The sequence below is a fragment of the Prosthecobacter sp. genome (genome assembly GCF_049294395.1).
Lineage (GTDB): Bacteria > Verrucomicrobiota > Verrucomicrobiia > Verrucomicrobiales > Verrucomicrobiaceae > Prosthecobacter.
Genome location: NZ_JBAQCR010000206.1, coordinates 1 through 22,744, shown reverse-complemented (window position 1 = coordinate 22,744; position 22,744 = coordinate 1). Strand labels below are relative to the sequence as shown.

At 58.8% G+C, this 22,744-nt stretch carries 11 protein-coding genes and 1 pseudogene; 5 read left to right on the top strand and 7 right to left on the bottom strand.

Annotated elements, in window-relative coordinates:
• Positions 1-13 precede the first annotated feature (13 nt).
• The 5 genes from WAW39_RS13695 to WAW39_RS13675 form a co-directional block, all read right to left on the bottom strand.
• Entirely contained in the window at positions 14-2,611 is a 2,598-nt protein-coding gene (locus tag WAW39_RS13695) for an Amuc_1098 family type IV pilus outer membrane protein (protein WP_422319735.1), read from the bottom strand.
• A 169-nt stretch (positions 2,612-2,780) separates the two neighbouring features.
• Positions 2,781-3,773, bottom strand: a complete 993-nt coding sequence (locus tag WAW39_RS13690; RefSeq protein WP_422319733.1) for an Amuc_1099 family pilus-like system protein — start codon at positions 3,771-3,773, stop codon at positions 2,781-2,783.
• 38 nt (positions 3,774-3,811) lie between these two features.
• On the bottom strand, positions 3,812-4,801 hold the full coding sequence (locus WAW39_RS13685) for an Amuc_1100 family pilus-like protein (protein ID WP_422319731.1): 990 nt from the start codon (positions 4,799-4,801) through the stop codon (positions 3,812-3,814).
• A gap of 6 nt (positions 4,802-4,807) precedes the next feature.
• Positions 4,808-6,565, bottom strand: a complete 1,758-nt coding sequence (locus tag WAW39_RS13680; protein WP_422319729.1) for an Amuc_1101 family PilM-like pilus complex protein — start codon at positions 6,563-6,565, stop codon at positions 4,808-4,810.
• A 59-nt stretch (positions 6,566-6,624) separates the two neighbouring features.
• Positions 6,625-7,263, bottom strand: coding sequence for an Amuc_1102 family pilus-like protein (locus WAW39_RS13675; protein ID WP_422319727.1), 639 nt, complete (start codon positions 7,261-7,263; stop codon positions 6,625-6,627).
• Between the two features lie 303 nt (positions 7,264-7,566).
• Here WAW39_RS13675 and WAW39_RS13670 point away from each other — a divergent pair, with 303 nt between their 5' ends.
• The 5 genes from WAW39_RS13670 to WAW39_RS13650 all read left to right on the top strand — a co-directional run bounded on the left by WAW39_RS13670 (position 7,567) and on the right by WAW39_RS13650 (position 17,354).
• Positions 7,567-8,700 carry a substrate-binding domain-containing protein gene (locus WAW39_RS13670; RefSeq protein ID WP_422319725.1) on the top strand — a complete coding sequence of 378 codons (1,134 nt, stop codon included), beginning with the start codon at positions 7,567-7,569 and terminating at the stop codon, positions 8,698-8,700.
• Positions 8,701-8,723: 23 nt separating this feature from the next.
• Positions 8,724-9,464, top strand: a complete 741-nt coding sequence (locus tag WAW39_RS13665; RefSeq protein WP_422319723.1) for a YdjY domain-containing protein — start codon at positions 8,724-8,726, stop codon at positions 9,462-9,464.
• Positions 9,465-9,828: 364 nt separating this feature from the next.
• Positions 9,829-10,992 (top strand): prenyltransferase/squalene oxidase repeat-containing protein, encoded by a 1,164-nt coding sequence (locus WAW39_RS13660; protein ID WP_422319721.1) that lies wholly within the window; start codon positions 9,829-9,831, stop codon positions 10,990-10,992.
• Positions 10,993-11,345: 353 nt separating this feature from the next.
• Positions 11,346-14,417 (top strand): hypothetical protein, encoded by a 3,072-nt coding sequence (locus WAW39_RS13655; RefSeq protein ID WP_422319719.1) that lies wholly within the window; start codon positions 11,346-11,348, stop codon positions 14,415-14,417.
• A gap of 192 nt (positions 14,418-14,609) precedes the next feature.
• On the top strand, positions 14,610-17,354 hold the full coding sequence (locus tag WAW39_RS13650; protein ID WP_422319717.1) for a hypothetical protein: 2,745 nt from the start codon (positions 14,610-14,612) through the stop codon (positions 17,352-17,354).
• Positions 17,355-17,761: 407 nt separating this feature from the next.
• Here WAW39_RS13650 and WAW39_RS13645 read toward each other — a convergent pair whose 3' ends face one another.
• Positions 17,762-20,185 carry a hypothetical protein gene (locus WAW39_RS13645; RefSeq protein ID WP_422319715.1) on the bottom strand — a complete coding sequence of 808 codons (2,424 nt, stop codon included), beginning with the start codon at positions 20,183-20,185 and terminating at the stop codon, positions 17,762-17,764.
• A gap of 66 nt (positions 20,186-20,251) precedes the next feature.
• Positions 20,252-22,744, bottom strand: a pseudogene (locus tag WAW39_RS13640) (hypothetical protein); the annotation flags it as partial.

Sequence of the window (22,744 nt, the reverse complement as noted above, 5' to 3'; positions counted from 1 at the left end):
TGAAGTTAGACTGTTAAGGATTCACCGACGGCAGGAGAGTTCCCACTGAGCCAGGGCCGGCTGCAGCATCAGCACCAACTGCTGCCTGCGTAGGGTTGACCGGCTTGAGCCGCTGACCCGAAGGGTCAATCAAATGGGCCGTCACGAAGATCATCAGATTGCGCTTGTAGTGCTGCTCGGACTCACTCTTGAACAGGCGGCCCACGAAGGGCAGATCACCAAGGATCGGCACTTTGTCCTGAACGTCCTGCACGTCTTCGCGGATCAGGCCGCCGAGAGCTACTGTCTGTCCATCCCAGATGGAAACACCGGTCGTCACTTTACGCACCGAGAACACTGGCTGGTTGATGATGTTCGGGGTGATCATACGCTCTGGCTGCTGCAGAGGAACGTAGCCCTGAACGTCTCTTGTTGTAGTTACTCCTAGAATGGTTTCTGTGATCGTGGAAGTAACGCTCAGCACCGACTGGCTCGAAGGGGAAAGAATGGGGGAACCATAATTGATGAAACCATCAAACTCCACCACTTCAGGGGCGAGGGTCAGTTCAATCGTGTTGCCATCCGCACCCACCGTGGGTTCAGCCTCAAGGCGAACACCAGTCTGGCGCATTTCGAAGGCTGTCGGAGTCGTCGGAGTGGCAATCTGCTGGCCACCGCCGCCGCCGCCACCGATGGCGAGACCGCCACCACCCTGAGGAAGACGAGGAGGATCAAATTCCGTTGGGTAGATGAATTCGCGAGTCACTTCCATGGTGGCACGAGTGCCGCTCTTCGTGGTCACGCTTGGGGCGCTCATCAAATCCACGCCTTTTTTCTGGCTCAGACCCCGGATCACGTTCTGGAACTGAGGATCAGAGAAGATACCAGCGGTGGAGAAAATGCCTGGAGCCACACTGGTGGTGGAGGTGGTGGAGCCCGTGGTCAGCAGATTGTCGATACTGCTGTTGTTGATGGCGTAACCACCACTGCGGTTCCCAGAAGTGATGGGTCCGCCGCCGTATGGGAAGGGAGAAGCACCAGTGGTGGCATCAACCGCACCTGACGGTATCAGACCCGCAAAAGCACCACTGATCGGAATGTTGGGGAACACTGTTTGGCCACCGACAGAATAACCAGGCTGCACCAAGTTAGAGGTGAACGGGTAGTTTGCGGAATTATAAGCATTGCCATTGCCGGTGCTGCCACCGCCAAAGAAGACATTGCCCTTGCCCACTCCGCCAAGGAGCCAGTCAAAACCGAGTTCTTCGGTGTTCTTCTGAGTCACTTCGACGAACTTGGAAGTGATAACCACCATCTTGGGAGCCAGCTTGGTGATGGATTCCACATAGGCTTCCACCAGATCCAAGTTGGGCTGCGTATTTCTGACCACCAACTGTGAGGTGGCAGGATTGTAGCTCGCCGAAGCGCCTTCAGGGAAAACGATCCCTGACGCTTCAAGAATCTGACGCGCTGTTCTTCTGGCGATCAAGCCACTGCCGCCAGGCGCAGCAGCACCACCACCAGCAGCAAAAGGATCTGCGGCGGCTGCCGGTGCAGCAGCACCAGGGTCTCCACCACCACCCGAGCTCAAGAAATCAGGCGGCACGCGGTAGCTGCGAGTATACTGCTCACTGGCATTTTCGGAGATAGGCACCACCAGGACGGCATGCGCTTCCACTTTGTATTTCATCTGCGCCAGCTCGGTCACGTAGCGAAGAGCTTCAGACATCGGCACATCTTTTAAGTCCAGACTGATGGACGCATTGCTTGGCGCATCGCCCATGCGGAGAATGATGTTGACCCCTTTGACTCCGGATTTGTCGGTGAAGGTGTCCAAATCACGGCTTTTGACACGAAGGTATTCAATCGCCTCTTCAATGGTTGCCCCTTCAAATTGCACCGTTGGGAAAATGATTTTGTTCATTTTTTCCGTCAGATAGGCACCCGGGCTGCGTCCCATACCATATTCGAAGACGACAGCCTGACCTTGCACAGGCACCTTGTCCTCCCAAGTCTCAGTCACCTGCGTCAGCATTTTGGCACGCTGATGATCATAGGCCGTCTTGAAGTAGGCCTGACGTTTGCGCTCAGCATTCTCCATGCCGCGGCGGGCGGCGCTGTTGTAGGGATCTGTCCGCAGAACATCCTGATACTGCGAGATGGCTGCATCATATTGGCCGGTTTCAACGGAGCTGTTTCCCAGCAGGAGTCCTGCTTGAACCTTGCCCACGTTGGTCACGTGCTCAGCGGTGAGTGATGGCGGCCAGCGGTCTGGATCCTCAAGCTGCTTCTGGAACGCCAGAGCGCCTTTGTGCCCTGGAATTAACACCAGCGCACCTTCCAGCAATTGACGGGACTCCTTGTAGTTGCCTGCCTTGGCACGTTCCTGGGCAACCGTGACGCTGCAATCGGCATACTTGAGCTGGGCCAGATCCAGCCAGTCACGGGTCAATGGCGCATTTGGCAGCGAATCGATGGCGGCTTTGTAGGAGCTAAGCGCACCATCATAATCCCCCTCGCTGAACAATTTGTCACCACGATCCATGGCTGTGCGCGCATCTTCAATGCGGGCATAACGACGTGCGATTTCGCGATTGGCCATTCCAGTGACGGTACTTTGACTTTGGGCCATGATCGATGGCGAGGCCGCAGTCAAAACGAGAAGGGAAAGGTTGAACACCAGACGAGAGTGATGGGTCATAGGGCAAACTGACAATATTTTGTGGTAAAGAGAGATTACTAACAGAAGAGGGCGAACTTTGGCGAGCTAATTTTTGTGCCGGGATGAAAATAGCGAAGGCTTAGCCCTGCTTAATTTCGATGGTTTCTTTCGTGGGTTTACCATCCGCCCCGAGAGGCGAAATAATGGCTTTGGTTTCTTCCAATTTGAGAATGTAGTACGTCTTGCCAAGGCCGGGAAGCTGGAACGAGCCCCCTTCTTTCACCCCAGGAATGACCTGACGCTTCTTCCAGCGGAATTCGAACTCAGCCTCATAATCAGCCAGATTGACTTCCTTGCCTTCCACCAGCTCAAATTCCTTCTGCGTGGACAAGTCCAACATTTTCAGAGCGTAGGCATCCTTGGGCCCAAACTTCGTTTCGATGGTCTTTTTATCGGCGGAGAGAATTTTGAAGCGCAGGGTGCCTTTGTCGAAACCAAACTCCTCGTTGAGAGGCTTGAAAACACTGGCGCGGGTCGGCACCAGACGCTGAATCTGGAAAGTGCCATCACTGCCACCCTTGAGCATCAGGATGTAGTCATGGCTGATGCGCTTGGTCAGGAACAGCTTGTCCGTATATGGCGGCATCGAGCTCGCATCCCGTGGATCAGTCTTGGCATTGAACTCTTCCAGGTTGGAAAACCCGTCGTTGTCCGCATCCAGCTGGCCCACGTTGGGCGAAAAGATGTTGGGGAGCTGTGCTTCCGGCGGGTTTTTCGTCAGATCTCCCGTGAGGAAGAGGTTGGTCATCGGTTCACGCAGCTTCGGCTCCGGCAGCAGAAGGTCGAAAAGCTTCCCGTCCTTCATCACCAGCATCACGGACTTGTTCAATGGCACCGCCTTCTCATTTCGCACCGGGGAAAGCCATGAATACTTCTTCTTGAAGGTTTCGGTGGCGTCTTTCACCTTCTGGCTTGCGGGTGCGTTCAAGTCATTCTTGGAGAACCCCTGTGGCAGGGTAAGACTTTCCTCAAGCCCTTGCGATTCGAGGATCAGAAACACGGCCACCCCAATCGCTAGGAGGGAGGAAATGATCAGAATGGTTTTTTCGTAGTTGCCCTGTCGGTTCTGCATGGTGGTGCTTTAAGGCTGCGGATTTTTATAAAGTGAGATCAACGTCCGGCGGGAGCCTGGGCCGCAACCCCTGCGGCGGCGTCCAAAAATTTGATCAGATCGATTTCGAGCCTGACTTTCAGAAGCTCATTCCCAAACACGGGAATGGCATCCACAAAAGCCGGCGGCGGCGGCTTGATCTCGTCCGATGCAGCCTCCTCCGTTTTGACAGTCCCCTCGGGTTTGGCCTCTTCGGTCGGCAGCCTGACTTCAGAAACCAGAGGCCCATTCTGACGTTGATTCTCGATGCGCAGCAGCCGCAGGCTGGTGAAATACGGCATGTCAGTCGGGCTGGTCAGGCGGCTGATCAGCAGCTGCAAGGGCCCCTGATCCAAGGTCAAAACCAGCGAAATCTGACGTTTCTCAACAATGCCAGAGGGCACCTGCGCCCCTAACGCTGCGGCATTGTTGCTCCCCTGCGCGGCGGTGGAAGTTTTAGCGGAAGCAGCCTCGACGGGCAGCTTGGAGCGCTCCAGTAGATCCAGCGACTGCACTCCACATTTCATGAGGAGCTTCGTCAGCTCATCCATGGCGTCCAGATAACCGGAAAGCTCGGTGGCTTCGGCGCCGGATTTGGGCAGCGTGTGGGTGTAGTCATCAAAACCGAAGGCAAATTCTGCAGGGAGCTGCATCTTCGCCTGCACAGATGTCTTGCGGATTTCGGAGATCTTGGCTTTGAGTTTGTCCTGAAACTCAATGTCATTGATCGCCGCAACCTTCGGCTGAAGAATGAGCACCGTTTTGCCAAGGGTGTCCACCAGCTTCGTGTACTCGGCCACCGAGTCTTGTTTGGCCTTCAAATTGGCCTCCGTGGGTGCCAGTTGCGCGCCTTTCAGGCCGGCCACCTGGTTGCCCAGGCCCAGATAACCCTCCTTGGTTTCTGCATAGACACTCCATGCATCAAACAACAGATAGCCAAGGGCCAGCGAGCCGACGACGATTACGCCAAGAATGGCGGCCAATGGTTTATTTTCACGTATCCAGTCCATGATGCTTTATTGAAATTGCAGAGGATTGCGCAGAGGCATTTTAATTTCGAAGTGATAGGCGTAGCGCACTTCATCCACGCCACTGTCAACCTTCACATATGTGTCACGTTTGGCTTCAAAGTCCGGCGCGTTGAAGGCGTCCAGTTTCGCCAGCTTCGCGGCAAAATCATAGACCACCTTCTGCTCTCCTTTGTCGTTCTTACGATACAGCCCTTGCATGCGCAGTGTGTAGACCGGTGCAGCAGGCACCCCTGCCTTGGAGTTGTTGGTGGCAGAAGAACTGCCGCCGCTGTTTTCATCACCGCCCCAAAGCGCTTTCGTGATGGGTTTGCCATCCTTCAGCACTTCAATCACAGGCAGCCAGATCAGATCATTGTCGAACTGCTGATTGAGGTCATTGAGCAGATGCGCCCACCAGGAGCGGTCGGTCACCGCCTGCTCCAGCTGCGCGCTGCGAACTCGGAGCTCTTCCTGCTTGGCGTCAAGCTGGCGGATTTGATTGGCCAGACCACTGAGCTGCCCGCTTTCAGCCTGCAGGGCGGCAGCACGTGTTTCCACCACCGCAGTCGCGCTCTTGAACCAGAAGATCGAGGCAGCCAGTGCCCCCATGATGCAGATCCCGGACAGAATCAGGGCCGGTGCACGACGCGCTGCGTCACGCGCCGCGGCCAGCTTCCCGGGGACGAGTTCGATTTCACAAGGGCAGGAGCCCATGCCACGCAGTGCCAGACCGATGAGTTCTCCAAGCGCCGGTGCATCCATCTGGGCCGCATCCGCGCTCACTCCACGATCCGTCTGCACACCACGCAGCCCGTTGTAAATTTCCACCGGCAGCTTCAGTTTTTCCGCGAAAAACTCCGCAATGTAGCCTGCACCCGAGCCACCGCCCGCGAGGAACACGCGCTTCGGCGCGCTGCCACCCTGCTGGCTGCGGTAAAAGGTGATCGTGCGCATGATCTCAGCATGGAGACGCGTCATCGAATTGCGCATGACCTTGGACATGGCGTTCACGCCTTCGTCCGGATGGTCTTCCACCGCTCCGCCAAGGGCCACAAAGCCCTGGGAACGCTTCTGGCGTTCGGCCTCGGCAAAGGAAATGCCGAATTCCTTGGCGATCGCATTGGTGACGGCAGCACCACCCACCAGCAGATTGCGGGTGAAAAAGCGATCTCCTTCAACAAACACCAGATTCGTGGAGCGGGCGCCCATGTCCACGATCAACGCAGGCTCATCCACATCAGGATAGCTGTAACGGAAAGCGTTGTAGAGCGCCAGCGGCCCCACATCCATCCCGACCACATTGACGCCACAGGAAGAAACTTCCTCGTGCATCTCGTTCAGCGGCTCGCACTTCATGGCGGCCAGCACCACTTCGATTTCGCCCAGATCAGACTTGGAGACCACTTCGTAGTCCCAGGAGACTTCATCCAGCTGCCACGGCACATTCTGCCGCGCTTCGAACTCAACGATCTGCGCCAGCTTGTCACCCTGCACAGGCGGCAGCTTCACAAAACGGCTGAACACCGGATGCCCGGGAACGGAACACCAGGTCTTCTGCCCCTTGATCTTCACCTTGGAGACGAGCTCCTGCAGCGCCGACTTCAACTGGGCCAGGCGGCTAACATCCACAGAAGGATCGCCATCCAGTTCAATGATTTCGTACCGCTTCAGGATGAGATCCCCTCCCGACGTCTTGCCGAAGAATGCTCCGCTGACACGTTGGGAGCCGAGACTGATGACTGCAATGCTAGTTGGGTCTGCCATGCTGGGAAGGGTTTATATCACTGATCTGTTGAAAACTTGCGGCGAGTTCGGCGGCTTGGTTACTTGACTTTGACCGGCACATCGTAGTCGCCAAAAACAGCCGCGAAGGGCGTCTGCATCTTGTTAAGCACCATTCCTTGCATGATCGCAAAATTGTCTTTGTTCTCCCACCACGCATTCTTGCCAACGCTCGACTTGGCGGCAATGACTTTACCATCCACGACGATTTCAACGCCCCACCCCTGAATGTCGACAGAGGCCGTCACGGTGTCCTTCATGGTGAGGGACTTCATCGCGGCTGGAGAAATGTAACCCAGCGCGTGGCAGGGTTCATCCGCAGGGATGTCCAGCAGATCCAATGTTCCCTGAAGGACGATGCGTTTCGGTTTGGCATCCTTGGTCATTTCTTGCAGCGCCGCATAAATGTTCAGCTGCATGCCCGGGTAGCTCCCCTTTCTTCCGCCCGCCTCAACAGGAAGCTTGATGTCAAACTCCACATCAAATTCAATCCAGTTCTTCGGCGTCCAGCGCTTCATCTTGACGTTGGAGACGCTCAATTGCGGCGTCTGCTGCTCTTCGACCTGCACATTTTTGATTCTCACTTTCACATCAGGCAGTTTTTCACCAGTCGCCGGCGCCTGCGCCTGAACGACATTGGCAAGAAGGAGAGATGCGAGAATCAAGCTGAGAGGTTTCATTGTGTGGGCTGGTTGTTCCAATATTTAAAAGTTTTATCAGCAAAACACCCTGCGCATCAAGCAGGGATTCGAGAAAGTCGCGAAAATACGTCACTGTGCGAAAATTTCCGTCTTCATGCAATTCCTGCGATGGCAGGCGACAGAGGTCTTCTTGGGGTGGCTCATTACGGTCAGTTCAGGGGGCGGGGAGCGCGGAGTCTGTGGCAATCCCGTCAGAGTGCAAGCAAAAGACAGGCGGGGATTTCGTGAACATCTAAGGCTTGTGCAAGTCTGATTTCGAAGCCTAAACTCCCCTTCTTCATCATGACGTTCTCCTGCACTCGACCCGCCGCCCTCCTTTTGGGCATCCTTTCATTGGCCGCCTGCGATCAGTCGGATAGCCCCGTGGTGGAAAAAGCGATCAGCGATCTGGAAAAACAAAAGCAGGCAACTCAGGCTAAACCAGCAAGCGCCCCCGCTCCTCCTGCCAGCGCCCTGCCTTCCCCCGGCATTCTTGCTTCCACCGGCCTCGCAGCCAAGGATGAGCGCGCCGAAATCATCCTGCTTCTGCCTGACACACGCATCGCCATGCAGGAATTCCAGCGCAATGGCCTCGCCATGCTCGTCGGCAGGCAGGTGGGCTACCAGCTCACCACCAGCGACGCCGCCGGCAGCAGCGCCACGCAGATCGAACAGTTCCGCCAGGCCATCGCCGCCAAGCCTGCCGCCATCATCGTCAGCCCCATCGATCCCCCGGCCGTTGCCGCCCTCATTGTCGAGGCACAGACCCACGGCATCACCGTTATCGGACTCGACAAACGCATGCTCAACGAAGGCTGCGCCAGCGTTGTCTTCACCGATCAGCGCAAAGTCGGGCGCATGGCCGCAGACACCATCATCGAAGCCCTCAAACGCAAAGCCGCCGAAGAAAAACGCACCGAGGTCACCGGCCGCGTCGTCCAGCTCCGCGGCGCTGCAGACAGCTACTCCACCAATGAGATCGCCGAAGGCTTCAGCGAAGGCCTCCGCACCCAGTCCGGCGTCATCCTCGTCCATGATGCCCCGGCCGATTGGAGCACCTATACTGCAACCAAGTGCACCACCGAAGCCTTCAACCTCCAGAAAAATTTCGACGCCATCTACGCCCAGAGCGATGCCATGGCCCTCGGTGCCGCCAAAGCCGCCGAAACCGCCGGCCAGCGTGAAAACATCTTCATTGTCGGCACCGACGGCCTCTCCGGCCAGAAGCGCGGTCTCGAACTCGTCCGCCTCGGCGACCTCGACGCCTCCGTCGTTCAGCCCGCCCTCGTCGATCTCGCCCTCAAGGTCATCACCAAGATGCGCAGCGACAAAGCCTTCAAACCCCAGCCCTCCTATGAAATTCAGCCCGTGGTGATCCTGCCCAAAAATGTGGAGCAGATGCTCCGCACCGGCACCTACAGGCTGCCAAATCTGTGAACCAACAACACACCCCATCCGCCATGTTGCGCTCGCTCACCTGCCTCTTCCTCCTCACCTGCGTCGGCTTGCCCGCGCAAGACGCCGCCGCACCCAAGCCCGACGCCAAAACCCAGCTCGAAGCCGCGCAAAAGCTCGTCAAGCAGGTCTCCCCCGGCGTCTACGATCTCAACGGCATTCAGATCACCGCCGCCACCCGCGAGCTGCGCATCCCCTGCTCCATCCTCCATCAAAAGCTCCCCATCGAGTACGCTCTCTGCCATGAAAACGGCGAGAAAGTCCATGAGACCATCCTCGAGACCAAGGTCAAACCCATCCAGATCCAGCTCGCCCTCCTCCTCGCCAATTACCAGCCCGGCACCCTCGGCATCCTCGAAAAACTCGATCCCAAAGCCGAGCGCCCCTACAACGCCAAGGACACCGAGCCCAAAACCCCCGGCGCCAACCGCCTCGCCATCCACGTTGAATGGAAAGAAGGCGACAAAACCAAAAAAGTCCCCCTCTCCGACTTCATCCAGAACATCGAAAAACGCAAAACCCCCGACGACCTCGACACCTGGATCTTCAACGGCTCCATCATTGATGAAACCGGCTTCGCCGCCGAGCAGACCGGCTCCATCATCTCCACCTACGTAGATCGCGCCGCCATCATCAACTCCGCCGCCAAAGGCAACGAACGCGACGACCTCTGGATCAGCATGCCCGCCAACATCCCCGCTGAAGAAACCAAGGTCACCCTCATCATCACTCCCGCGAAACAGTGAGTCCCTCACATCATTGGATAACCTGATTTTCTCCTGGGCAACCATCACGCCGACCATGCCCTCTTTGGCGCAGGATCGACACTTCAAAAATCAACAATCCTTGTTCATCAATCGTCAATCACGCACAGCAATGACGCCCCAGGAACCGGAGGATTGACGATTGTCGAGCAACCGATTTTGGATTTTAGAAGTTCCAAACCACCGGCGCATACGTGCGGTGAATAATGCCAGCCTCTTGTGCGACACTCAATAACGGTCAAAAAGCGCCCACCTCCCTCATGGCATGGACAAGAATCGTCCGCCCATAAAGAGGTGTCCCTTGCCCATTGACGCCGCCCTCTTTTCACATCCAGTGCTGGGTACCATGAAAATCCCCGCCTTCCTCCTCACCCTGGCGCTCGGCACCACCTCCGCCTTCCCCCAGGCCGCCACCCAGGCCTCGCGCAATGAATCCCTCAAGCAGGAACTCCGCCTCGGCGTCGAGCGCGGCCTCAATTTCCTCCGCAGCAAACAAAACCCCACCACCGGCCAGTGGGGCGAGGCCGAACCCGTCGCCATGACCGGCCTCGGCATCATCAGCTTTATGCTCGATCCCAATCGCAAGCCCGGCGATCCCGTCCCCGCTGAAGTCGAAAAAGCCACCAAGTTCCTCGTCGCCCAGGCACGCCCGGATGGCGGCATCTTCATCAAAGGCCGTGGCAACTACAACACCGCCCTCGCCCTCACCGCACTCCTCCTCAACAACAAGCCCGAGAACGAGGAAGTCATGCTCAAAGCCCGCCGCTACCTCGTCCACTGCCAGGTCGATCTCGATGAAAAAGGCAAGCAGGACAACCCGCTCGATGGCGGCATCGGCTACGGCGACGAAAAAGGCATGCACGCAGACATGTCCAATCTCACCTTCGCCCTCGAAGCCCTCTACTACTCCCAGCAGCTCCTCGCAGACAAAGGCGACGCCGCCAAGAACGAGCCCCAGCTCAATGTCAGCGCCGCCCTCGACTTCATCCAGCGCTGCCAGAACCGCCCCGAAAGCAACAAATCCGCCTGGGTCAGCAAAGACCCCGACGACGCCGGCGGCTTCATCTACAACCCCACTGAAACCCGCGGCGCCAAAGTCACCAATCCCGATGGCAGCATCGCCCTCCGCAGCTACGGCAGCATCAGCTACGCCGGCCTCCTCAGCTTCATCTACGCCGGCGTGGACAAAGACGACCCACGAGTCAAAGCCGTCATCGAATGGCTCCAAAACCACTACAGCGCCGATGAAAACCCCGGCCTCGGTGCCGCCGGCCTCTACTACTACTATCAGACCATGAGCAAGGCCCTCAGCATCGCCAAGATCGACTACATCAAAACCAAAGACGGCAAGCTCATCGACTGGCGCAAAGACATCACCGAAAAACTCCTCAGCCTCCAAAAAGGCGACGGCTCTTGGTCCAACACCGAAGGCCGCTGGATGGAATCCGACCCCGTCCTCACCACCAGCTACATCCTCATGGCCCTCGGCCGCATCCACCAGACCCTCTAAAAGTTGCCCAGTTGCGCCGCAACTGGTGCCTCTTCCCACAAACGCCGCGCCCTCAAAAGCGCGGCGTTTTTTTGTGCTCTCAAATGGGCCAATCCATTCAACCTCACACCCAAACGCCCCGCCAGGCACAGCCCCCATTTGGACTGCGGTCGCGCAGTGAGGCACGAACGCAGCTGGCGCTTTCGACGGCCTCGGTGACTCGCGCATGCCAGAAAACCCTCGAAAGCGGCAGCCGGTGACTCATCGCCAGCCGACCAGCCCAAAGCCCGTCACATACCCATCGAAAGCCCCCACAGCCGCACTCCAAACATCCCTCTCGACATCCCTTCCCCGCATCCCGTAGTCTCACCGGCATGCACCGCACCTGCAGCCTCCTCCTGCTTTTGACCTTCCTCACCTTGGCCCAAGGCAAGGACCCAGCAAAAGACAAAGCACCGGCTCAAGACACCGCACCAGCGCCTCCCCCCGTTGACCTGGATGCAAAAGCTCGCCTGAGGCAGAAAATGAATGAGATCATCATTCCCACGGTTCATTTCGAAAACGCCACCCTTGAGCAGGCGCTGGAATTTCTCCGCAAGAAAAGCCGTGAACTGGACAAGTCATCTGCCCCAGCAGGCGCCAGAGGGGTGAACATCATTCTTAGCCAGACAGGTTTTCAAGATTCGCCCCACATCAATCTGGATTTAAAGGATGTCCCGCTGTCCGAGGTTTTACGCTATGTCACCGAACTCTCGCTAAGGAGATTCAGGGTCGAGTCGCAGGCAGTGATCGTGACAGGACTGCATGATTTCGAAGACGCGATGCAAACCCGCACCTACCACGTCGTGCCAGATTTCCTCTCAACTGGCAACACTTCGAGCACTGCGCCAGCGGACCCTTTTGCCACCGTCTCCCCCTCTCCCCCCGCTGCGCAGGATGCGCCACCTCCCCAGTTCAAGACGGCCAGACAAATCCTCGAATCAGCAGGCATCACATTTCCCGAAGGAGCCAGCGCCATCTTCAATCCGCTCACCAGCCAGCTCACCGTCAAAAACACCCTGCCAAATCTCGATCTCATTGAGGCTTATACAGTATCAGGCCACCTTGCCCCCGCCCTCGTCGCCTACACCATCACCGTCATCGAAGGCCCCGGCGAACTCATCCGCGAGGCCAATGCGCAGGCCTCACAAAACGCCAATGCCGCGCCCGCACTCGCCTCGCTGCTAGATCACTCGAAAAATCCCGACTCCAAAGTCCGCGTCGTTGCCGATGCCTTCCTCGAAACCAAATCCGGCACCCGCGCCGTCCTCGAAGCCGTGTGCGAGCACAGCGAATCCACCAACTTCACCCTTGATGCCAAAAGCCGCGCCTCCGTCTCAAATGAGACACACCAGTCCGGCCTGCATCTGGAAATCGAGCCCATAGTCGGTGCCGACGGAGCCACCATCGAGACCTCGCTCAGCCTCGTGCTCAATGCCGCACCTCCAACCCAGCGCCAGATCAGCGTCAACGACCCGCTCACCGGCAACCCAGCCGAATTCCCCGTCACCGACATTCCAGGCACGCACATCGCTACCGGCCTCAGCATCCACGCTGGCACCACCAAGCTCATCGGCGTCACCAAACCCATCGGCACACCGCAGGAGAGCACAGACATCCTCTGCGCCGTGTTTCTCACCGCCTCTCTGCGCCGTGTGGAAGCTGTGCCCCCATCGCAGCCCAAAGTCGCCCCTCCCTCCGCCATCCCACCCGGCATGACCTTCGCCGCCCTGCATGCGCCAGAGGGCATGTTTGAGCCAGTGCTGCATGGCACAAAGCACCTCACACTTCAGGCAAGGATGGCTCAATCCGGCGTCACCTTTCCCTCAGGCTCCATCCTCGAACATCGCGACGGCATTCTGCGCTGCGTCAACACGCCCGACAACATCGCATTCATCATGGCGATCATTGACCAACAGCTTTCCGTCTACCCCAAAACCATCGCCCTCACACTCCACACCTTGGAGGCCCCCGCACCCTTCCTCCGCGATCTCACCCGCCAGACACTCGCCTCCGCCGATGATTCCGCCATATTCGCCGCTGTGGAATCCGCCGTTGCCCGTGGCGAAGCAAAATTCATCAACAGCACCTTCGTCGAATCCAAATCCGGCACGCGAGTCAACCATCACGCCGCCTGCGAACACCGCTACCTCAAAGGCATCGTCACCGATGCCCAGGGCCGCCCCAGCCTCAGCTTCGCCACACGTCAGGTTGGCTCCATCTTCGAAGTCGAGCCAACCATTGGTGCCGACTCACGCACGGTGGAACTCATTTTCAGCCACGAACTCCATCCCACGCCGCCCATCCTCCGCCGCGACCACTTCCGCGATCCCGCCTCGCAGCAGCCCTTCGACATCCCCGCCACCGATTTCAACATCCACAAAATCGTCACCGGCATCAGCATCGCCAAGGGCAGCACCAAGCTCATCTCCATCAATAAACCCATGGGCCTCGGCAAAACAAACCTGCTCTGGGTCACCTTTCTGAAATGCGATGTGGTGCCACAAGTCCCGAAGACACACCATGCAATGGCAGAACCCGCACCTGATCCCAAGCCATCCGCCGACCCCAAAGCCATCCACACCCGCAGCTTTCGTGTGCCCCCCGATTTCCTCTCGGCAGGTGGAGGTTCGACCTCCACAGATGGCAGGATAGAACGCAAGACAGCAAGGATCATCCTGGAAGAGGCCGGCATCCCCTTCCCTGAAGGAACAGCCGCTTATTACGATCCACCAACAACTCAGATGGTTGTCAAAAACACGAATGAAAACCTCGACCTGATTCAAACCTATGTGGACTCAATTGTTGTTTGCCCACCGGCAATCATCGCCTTCACCACCCACATCCTCCAGGGCCCCGGCCCGCTGCTGCGCCGCCTCACCGCACAATCCACCGGCAGGTGCGATCACCGCGCCGAACTCAACGAACTGCTCGCCGCAGTGAAAGCAGGCACCATGCAGCATCTCAACTCCTCCCGCATCGAGACCAAGTCCGGCACCAGCGCCACCACCACCCAGGCCACCAAACACATCGCCATCGCCGATGTCAGTGTGAACGAAAAAGGCGAGCCACACTTCACGCAGGAGAAGCGCGAAGTCGGCCTCAAAATCGAACTCGAACCCACCATCGGCGCAGACGGCCACACCATCGAACTCACCTTCGCCCCCGAATTCCACACCGCCCCGCACTTCGAACACCGCGAGCACCTCATCGACACCCAAGGCCGCCGCCTCGAATTCCCCCTCACCGATTACTTCACCTCCAAACTCACCACCGGCATCACCCTCCCCGACGGCTCCGCCCGCCTCCTCTCCCTCTACAAACCTACCGGCAAACCCGAGTTCGAAAAAGACGACATCCTCCAGGCCATCTTCATCACCTGCGACATCCTGCGCCCAGAGAAGTAGCCCAGTTGCGCCGCAACTGGAGCCCGATAAGCCCCGCTCAGCACGTAGTTCGAGGATCGCTTCGCGGCAGCCCTTTGGGTCAAAGCCAGTTCATACCCAGCGCACGTATTGTAGTCCCGGCTTTCATGCTCTTCGCCAGCCTCGGTGAAGAAGGCTCGACATCTATCTACCGCCTCCATTAACCTCACCGGCATGTCGTTCCACGTCCGCAGACTCCACCTGCTTCTCATCCTCGCCTGCACCATGGCTCTGGGCGCAGAAAAGCCCGAGATGCACACCCGCATCTTCCAAATCCCGCCCGACTTCCTCTCCTGCGAGATTCCACCGGATGGTGCACCACCCAAAGCCCCTGCCGATCCCTTCTCCGATGCCAATCCCGCAGCACCGGCGCCCGTTTCTCTTCTCAAAACCGCCAAACAAATCCTCGAAGCCGTCGGCATCCCTTTTCCCGAGGGCGCTAGCGCAGCATTCAGTCCAGTCACCAGCCTCCTCACCGTCACCAACACCGCACCAAATCTCGAGCTCGTCGAAACCTACATTTTATCCATCTCCCACCAATCGCCAGCCACCATCGCCTGCACCCTCACAGTCATCGAAGGTCCGGGAGATCTCATCCGTCAGGCCAGTGCCGCCTCTTCGCGCACAACCAACGCCGCCCAAGAGTTCACCAAGCTCCTCAGCCTCGTGAAAAATCCGGGCTCCAACGTCCGCATCGTCGGAGACGCCTTCCTCGAAACCAAGTCCGGCACTCGTGCCACCACCGAAGCCGTGTGCGATCACACCTATGCCTCCGATCTCACCATGGATGCAAAAAGCCGTGCCTCCGTCACCCATGAAATGCGCCAGATCGGCCTGGTGCTGGAATGGGAGCCGACTCTCGGCGCGGATGGCAGGACCATCGAGTCTTCCGTCTCAATTAAACTGCATCCCGCACCGCCCACTTCGCGCCAGGTCAGCATCACGGAACCGACCAGCGGTGGCACCGCTGAATTTCCTGCCACCGACATTTCCACGGCACATTTCATCACCGGCTTCACCAGCACCCCCGGCTGCACCAAATTCCTCGGCATCGCCAAACCTGTCGGCACCTCCAAACAAAACGCCGACATTCTCTGGGCCGCATTTCTCACCACCAACGTACGCCGGATGGAATGCCTGCCCTTCTCCAAACCAGCCCCTCAGCCTCAAGTCGCTCAGGTACCCGCAGGCATGAGTGCCGCCGCATTCAATGTGCCCGACGACTTGTTTGAATCCTTCATCGAGGAATCCCAACCTCCCCAGGCAATGGTCAAGCAACCCGTGCCGCTGCAAACGTGGTTCGAATCAAACGGCATCACTCCAGTCAAAGGGGCCACGGCAGAACACACCCACAATGTTCTGACCATCATCAACACCCCCGACAACATCGAGCGCATCGCCAGCCTCACCGACGAATGCCTCCGCAGATCTCGCAAGACGGCCGCATTCACCCTCCATACCCTTCAAGCACCCGCCCACTTCCTGCGTGAACTGACACACCAGATCACCGCCTCAGCGGATGATACCGCCATGCTGGCCGCCGTGGAAGCCGCCGTCGCACGTGGAGAGGCCACCTTCATCGACTCCCTCTTCCTCGAAACCAGATCCGGCACCCGCGCCATGCATGAATCCGTGCGCGAACACACCTATCTCTCCTCCTTTGGCACCAATGCCAGAGGCCAGCCTCATCTCGCTTTCGCGATGCGTCCTGTCGGCTCCATCCTCGAAATCGAACCCACCTTCGGCAGCGATGGACACACAGTGGAAATCACCTTGAACCACGTGCTGCATTCCGCCGCTCCCGAAGCACGTCGCGAACACTTTCGCGATCCTTCATCGAACAAGCCCTTCGACATTCCCGTCATCGACTTTCACGCCGCCAAGACCACCACCGGCTTCAGCATGATCAAAGGTGGCACCAAGCTCATCTCTCTCAACCGTCCCACAGGCAGAGGCGATGCCAACGTCCTGTGGGCCACGTTTCTGAAATGCGATCTCGTCACGCAGGTCCCAAAATCCCGCCAGCCCGCCGCTGAAAAGAAAAAGAAACCACCACTCGACCCCAAAGCCTGGAACACCCGGATGTATCACGTCCCTCCAGATTTCCTCTCCACAAGCAGCGGAAGAGAGCTGACCACGGTCAAAGAAAGACAGGAACACTTAAAATCTCGTCTCACATCGAAGATGATTCTCGAAGCCTGTGGCATTCCCTTTCCCGAAGGAGCCACCGCCTCATTCAATCCCGCCACATCGGTGTTGTTTGTCAAAAACACCAACGAAAACCTCGCCTTGGTGGATGCCTACGTTGAATCCATTAGTAGACTCGCCCCCAAGACCGTCGTGTTAACCGCCCACGTGCTCCACGGCCCCGGCCCGCTGCTCCGCCGTCTCACCTCACAAGCCGTCAGCAAGAGCGATCACCGCATCGAACTCGATGAAGCCCTTGCCGCCGTGAAGACCGGCAACGTCCAGCATCTCAACACCGCACGCATCGAGACCAAGTCCGGCACTCGCGCCACTTCAGAGCAGGCCATCGAGTACACCGCCGTCACCGATGTGACCATGAACGAAAAGGGCGAACCCACGTTCAAGCAGCAGATGCGTGAAGTCGGCCTCAACATCGAATTCGAACCCACTGTAAGCGCAGACGGCATCTTGGTGGAGCCCAATATCACCTTCGAATTCCACACCGCTCCTCCCCTCGAACATCGCGAACACATCATCGACAACCAGGGCCGCCGCCTCGAATTCCCCCTCACCGACTACTTCACCTCCAAGCTCACCGCCGGCTTCACCATCCCCGACGGCACCACCCGCCTCCTCTCCCTCTACAAACCCACCGGCAATCCCGAGTTCGAAAAAGACGACATCCTTCACGCCATCTTCATCACCTGCGACCTCCTCCGCTCAGGCGAGTAGCCCAGTTGCGCCGCAACTCGACTCCAGTCAGCCCCGCCGAGTTCGTAGTCCAGGGTTCGCTTCGCGGCAGCCCGTCTGGTCAAGGCATCGTCAAAGTCTATAGCAGTTCGCAAAACTCCTTTCCGTTTGAGTGCGCATGAGGTTCGGTTTGTTGTAGAGAGACAAAGGAGCAAAGACGGCAGAGATGGATTTCTTTCTCTGCTCCCTCTGCATCTCTGCCCCTTTGCGGCAAAATCGAACGTCTCAGCCACTTCGAAACGTCATGTCGCCGAGCGCCCTTTTAGGAAATCCGTTTTGGAATACGCTATATGCCATCAAAAGCGCCCAGCAGTCATCCGGCAGCGCCCCTCCATCACTTTTTTGCTTCTTTTTGCGCCTCTTTGCGGCCACCTCTCCGGCCTCTCCCCTCACTCCTCAAACTCCGTGTAATGCCTCCTACGCGGCGGCTCCGTCACCATCGCCTTCTGCTTCCAGAACGTGGCCAGGTGCAGATCCTTCTCACAGCCCACACCTTCCAAATAACACTGGGAAAGGCTCTTCATCGCCTCCACCACGCCCTCCTCAGCCGCAGCCTTGATCGCCGCAAAACCCGTCCTGCGCTCCTTCGTCGTCTGCCCGTGATTCAGCAGCACCATGCCCGCCAGATTCTTGGCAGGCGGAAATTTCTCCACCGCTCGTGAGAGCGTGTCATACACATCCTGCCACAGCGCCGGATCATGCTCCGCTTTGCGCCACAGCAGATGTGCCGCCAGGTACGCCTCCAGCGGATGCTTGGACCGGCTCATAAACGCCAGCACCAGCGCCCCCGCCTTCTCGATGTCCTGCGGCACGCCCTGTCCCTGAAACAGCGCCTCCGCATAGTAGAACCGCGCATCACGCCGCTTCCCCGCCTCGAAGGCCTTCTGGTAAAGCGCCAGACTCTTGGCCGCATTCCGCACACACCCATAGCCCGCCGCATACAGATGCCCTTCCAGCAGCATCGCAGACACACTGCCATGCTCGGCAAACGGGTGCACCTGCTCCGCCCACGCCGCATCCAGCCACTTGCCGCTCATGAACAACTGCCGCGCCATGCGGTCACACAGCTTGTCCGCAAACGGCTGCCAGAAAGTATCCTGCGGAAATTCATACATCGCGTTCATCAGCACCGTGAGCGCCGGCTTGAAGTCCTCCGTCGCCTCCAGCCCCCGCATCTGCTCCAGAATCTCCAGCCGCGCTTCATCCACCTGCTCCTCATGCGTGAAGGCAGGCTTCAGCTCACGCAACGACGCAGCGCTCACAAACTGCTCCTTCGTCGGTAGCAGCTCAGTCACCTCAATGCGGTCGCTCGCATCCGTGATCCTCCAGTGGTCCGCCACATCACGCTGCACCGAGCACACAAGCACACCCTTCCCCCGCGCAATCCGTTCACCACGCTGCACTTCAAATTGAAACGGCTGGGTCACCTTGATCAAATCAAAGGTCTCCAGCTCCGCCTGCGCTCCCGCCACCACGCTGATGCGCCGCAGCGGCCAGCGGTCCCGCATTTCCTCCTCCTGGCGCAGCAGCACCTCCATCGGCGGATGATCCAGCGTGAAAAACTTCCCCTGTCCCGCCGCCACATGCTCCAGCAGCCTGGCCACCGACACCTCGTTCCAAGAGCGCACATACGCAGCTGCACGCTCCAGCGCCCCCTGCTTGGCTGAGAGCTTCACCGCAGCACGCTTGTCTCCCGCCACCCGTGCTTTTTCAAAAGCAGCCAGCGCCAGCTTGATGTCAGGCTTTGTGCCATTGCCATACTCATAGCGTTCCCCCAGCGGCATCCAGGCCGAAGTCTCCCCGAGTTTCGCCGCCAGTTGCAGCTGCTTGAAAGCACCCTCCGTGTACCTCGCCGGATTCTCCTCATCATCCACCACACTCACCAAATCACGCAGCGCCTCACGCCGTCCGCCTTCGACCGCCTTTTGCAGCAACACCTCCTCCTCTCCAAATTGCCCCGAAGCCCGCAGTGCCAGCGCCAGCCGATGCATCGCCGCCACATCCCCCTTCTCCGCCAGCGGCATCAGCATCGGCACAGCCAGCTGCGGAGCCCCGGCACGAATGAGGTCCTCGCACGCCCGCACCGTCGTCTCAGGCGAAAGAGCAGGAGCAACCACCGGCGGCAGCACCACCTCGGGTTTCGCCGCAGAGAGCTGATCCAGATGATGCGGCCAGTAAACCATGCCCGTGATCATCGCCCCGCAGAGAAGCAATCCCCCCAGCACTCGCTTGGGAGATTCCTCCTCTTCCTCATCCGTCGGCAGCGGCGTTTCCACCATCGCCTCCACCGTCAGAGCTGGTGGTGTGGCAGCCTGAGCCGGCATGGGCACCTCATTCTCCGGTGACGGACCAGACTCTAAAATCACCTCCCCCACCCGCTGTCCAGCGCGTGGTTTCAAGGTGATCGGCTTCAGTAAATACTCCCGCCGGCTTGTGCGCGGCCCAGCAGGTGCCCCTTCGGCTCCCACACCCGGTTCCGCCTCGGCTCTCTCCTGCAACGGCACCTCCTCTTTCCCCTCAGCAAGATCCACATCAAACACCTCCCCGCCAATCCCAAACTTGAACGGCACATTCACCTCCAGCTCGCTCGAAGTCACACCATTCACCGAGAACTGCGCCGCCGCATACACCCCGATGATTTGAAAAGTCCGCTCCCCAGTCCGATACAGCACGCAGTGCCGCGGCAGGATGCCCACCCCTTCAAACGTCACATCGCAGTCCGGTCCGCAGCCAAGCGTCAGCGACGTGTGCAGCGGACACGAAATCCGGTGCTCGCCGTCTAGATTACTCAATGTCAAAACCATCAGGGCCATCCAAGCAGTATGCTAAATAAATCTTTAGCGTCGAGTCAGCATTGCATAAAAGAACCTAGGACATCCTTACTTTCCCGCACCCAATTCCTGATAGTAACGCTTCACCAGATCACGGAACTCTGCCGGCACCGGATCACGATCCACCGGCGCCAAGTTCTTGCCCGCATCCTTCTTCGAAAGCTCCTCCACCACACGATCCCGCAGCTCCATCAGCGGCTGCGTGATGCGCGTGTTCAGGTTGGCGACCTGCGGCGCCTCATTGCTCCGTTTGAGTTCAATGCGCAGCGCACGCGCGCGATCCTGCACCTTCGCCGCCTCATTGCGCAGTTCCGGGTTGTTGAGAAGCTCCTCCACATTGCGCAGCCGGTCGCTCCATTGCTCGTAGCCGCTCCCGGTAAAGACCCCGCTGTCAGGCTGCTCCTTGCTGTCGTCAAAGAACAGCGCCTCAGGCACCGCCCCCCCGTTGATCTGCGGACGCCGGCGGTCATTGTCCGAATCACGATCTCCCGTGATGCCAAGCCCCATGTTGGAATCCGCCGTCTGCGCCTGTGCCTGCCCCCTGCCCTGCCCACGACCTTGATTCTTCCCTTCGCCAGGTTGTTGTCCCTGACCCGGCTGCTGGCCTTCTCCAGGCTGCTGCCCATTTTCCGCCGTCTGCGGTTCGCCCTGCCCTTGCCCCATTCCTTTGCCCTGCCCATCCTTGCCCGGCTGCTGCCCAGGTTGATTTCCCTTGGGCTGTTGCGCTGAAGCCTGCTGCTTTCCATCGCCTTCACCTTGGCCTTCAGGACCAGGCTTCTGCCCTCCCTGCCCCTTCTCCCCGGGTTGCATGCCCTGGCCCGGCTTCTGCCCGTTCTCAGCAGTCTGCGCGCCTTGGGCCTCACCTTGGCCCGCTTTGCCCTCCTTGCCTTGTCCAGACTTCGGCTCCCCTTCGCCGGGTTTCTCACCTGCGCCAGCCATCTTCGGATCCTGCGGCGCGCCTTGGCCATCCTTGCCTTCGCCTTCTTTCCCCGGCTGCTGACCTTCCCCGGCCATCTTCGGTTCCTTCCCCTGACCTTGGCCATCCTTGCCCGGTTCCTGCCCTTGGCCTTCTTTTCCAGGCTGCTTGCCAGCACCCGTCTTCTCACCTTTCTCAGCAGTTTGGCCATCCTTGGGCTGCCCATCTTTCCCCGGCTGTCCTTCTCCAGCCTTGGCCCCCTTCTCGGCAGCCTTCGGCTCTCCGGCATCCGCAATTTTTTGTCCTTCCTTCCCTTTTTGTCCTTCGCCCGCAGCCTCCTGCTCCTGCGCTTCCTTGATCAGCTTATCGAGTTCATTCTTCGCCACGCGCAAAGCCTCGCTCTCACTGCCCAGCACGCTCTCAGCCGCCTTCTCCACGCCCTTCCTCAGCTCCTCCACCGCATTGGCCGCTTTGCGTTCCGCATCCTTGGCTTCCGCTTGTGATCCATACCGCAGCTGATCCCGCGTCTCCTTCAAATTCTCTTCCAGCCCGCTCGTCTGCGCCTTGCGCACAGCGTCGTAAAGATTGCGGTGCAGCAGCGGTTCGCTCTCCTCCGCCTGCTCGCTGAGCTGCCGCATGCTGTTGAGCAGCTTTTCCACCTTCTCCTGCTGCTCCGCCACCTGCCGGCTCTGCGCCGCATTCTGCATGTTCCTCTCGATGTCAGACCCCGCCTCCTTCTGATTCTCCAGCGCCTCGCTGATCTTCTTCTCGTTCTCCGCCGCATCACGCGCCTGCTGGCGGATCTGCTTCACCTCCTCGGCAAATTTCTTCGAAGTCTTCTGCCGGAAATCCTCCTGCATCTTTTCCAGCTCACGCTGCGCACGCGTCGCTGAGTTCGCTGCATCCGCCAGCTTTTCTTCCTTCAGCTGCTCCGCCGCCTCGCTCACCTTCTCGCGCGTCTGCTCCAGCTGCTCCTTGGCCTCCGCCATGTTCTGCGCGTTCTCCGGCTTCTCCATGCGCTCCTTGAGGTCGTCCAGGTCACTCAGCAGTTGCTCCTGCTCCGCCTGCAAACGCTTGAGCTGGTTGTCCAGTTCCTGCTTCTCCTCCTCCGTCTTCGCATTGGCGATCTGATTTTGAAGTTCCTTGATCTTCTCTGCCAGCGCCTCCTGCCGCCGCGCCAGTTCCTTCAGCCGGTTCAGCACCTGCAGGTTCTCCTGCTGCTCCGCCGTCTGCTCCTCGGTGGCGGCCTTCTCTTCTTCGTACCGCTGCTCCTTCTGCTTCAGTTCCAGATCCATGATCTGGTTCTTGTTCGCCTGCTGCTGGCCCTGCGAAGGCTTGTCCTGCCGCATCACCTGGTGCTCACGGCTCTGCGCACGGTGCAGCCATTCCAGCGCCGTTTGTTCAAAAGTCAGCGCTTGATTCAGCGGCGATCGCTTCTTCTCCGCCGACGCCTGCTGCAGCGGCCCCTGCGCATCCTTGAGACTCTTCCACGCCTCCGTCAGCGACTGCTTCACTTCCGCATCCTCCACTTCCTCCATCGCTTCTTTGACCTTCTCCATCGCGATGCCCACGGACTGATCCACCACATCAATGTCCGGCGTCGCCGCCTCAATCACCCGCCCCGC

What these genes read in the sequence shown, in the direction of transcription:
- WAW39_RS13695 (WP_422319735.1), bottom strand. Translation starts at nt 2,611, where the DNA reads ATGGCCCAAAGTCAAAGTACCGTCACTGGAATGGCCAATCGCGAAATC.
- WAW39_RS13690 (WP_422319733.1), bottom strand. Translation starts at nt 3,773, where the DNA reads ATGCAGAACCGACAGGGCAACTACGAAAAAACCATTCTGATCATTTCC.
- WAW39_RS13685 (WP_422319731.1), bottom strand. Translation starts at nt 4,801, where the DNA reads ATGGACTGGATACGTGAAAATAAACCATTGGCCGCCATTCTTGGCGTA.
- WAW39_RS13680 (WP_422319729.1), bottom strand. Translation starts at nt 6,565, where the DNA reads ATGGCAGACCCAACTAGCATTGCAGTCATCAGTCTCGGCTCCCAACGT.
- WAW39_RS13675 (WP_422319727.1), bottom strand. Translation starts at nt 7,263, where the DNA reads ATGAAACCTCTCAGCTTGATTCTCGCATCTCTCCTTCTTGCCAATGTC.
- WAW39_RS13670 (WP_422319725.1), top strand. Translation starts at nt 7,567, where the DNA reads ATGACGTTCTCCTGCACTCGACCCGCCGCCCTCCTTTTGGGCATCCTT.
- WAW39_RS13665 (WP_422319723.1), top strand. Translation starts at nt 8,724, where the DNA reads ATGTTGCGCTCGCTCACCTGCCTCTTCCTCCTCACCTGCGTCGGCTTG.
- WAW39_RS13660 (WP_422319721.1), top strand. Translation starts at nt 9,829, where the DNA reads ATGAAAATCCCCGCCTTCCTCCTCACCCTGGCGCTCGGCACCACCTCC.
- WAW39_RS13655 (WP_422319719.1), top strand. Translation starts at nt 11,346, where the DNA reads ATGCACCGCACCTGCAGCCTCCTCCTGCTTTTGACCTTCCTCACCTTG.
- WAW39_RS13650 (WP_422319717.1), top strand. Translation starts at nt 14,610, where the DNA reads ATGTCGTTCCACGTCCGCAGACTCCACCTGCTTCTCATCCTCGCCTGC.
- WAW39_RS13645 (WP_422319715.1), bottom strand. Translation starts at nt 20,185, where the DNA reads ATGGCCCTGATGGTTTTGACATTGAGTAATCTAGACGGCGAGCACCGG.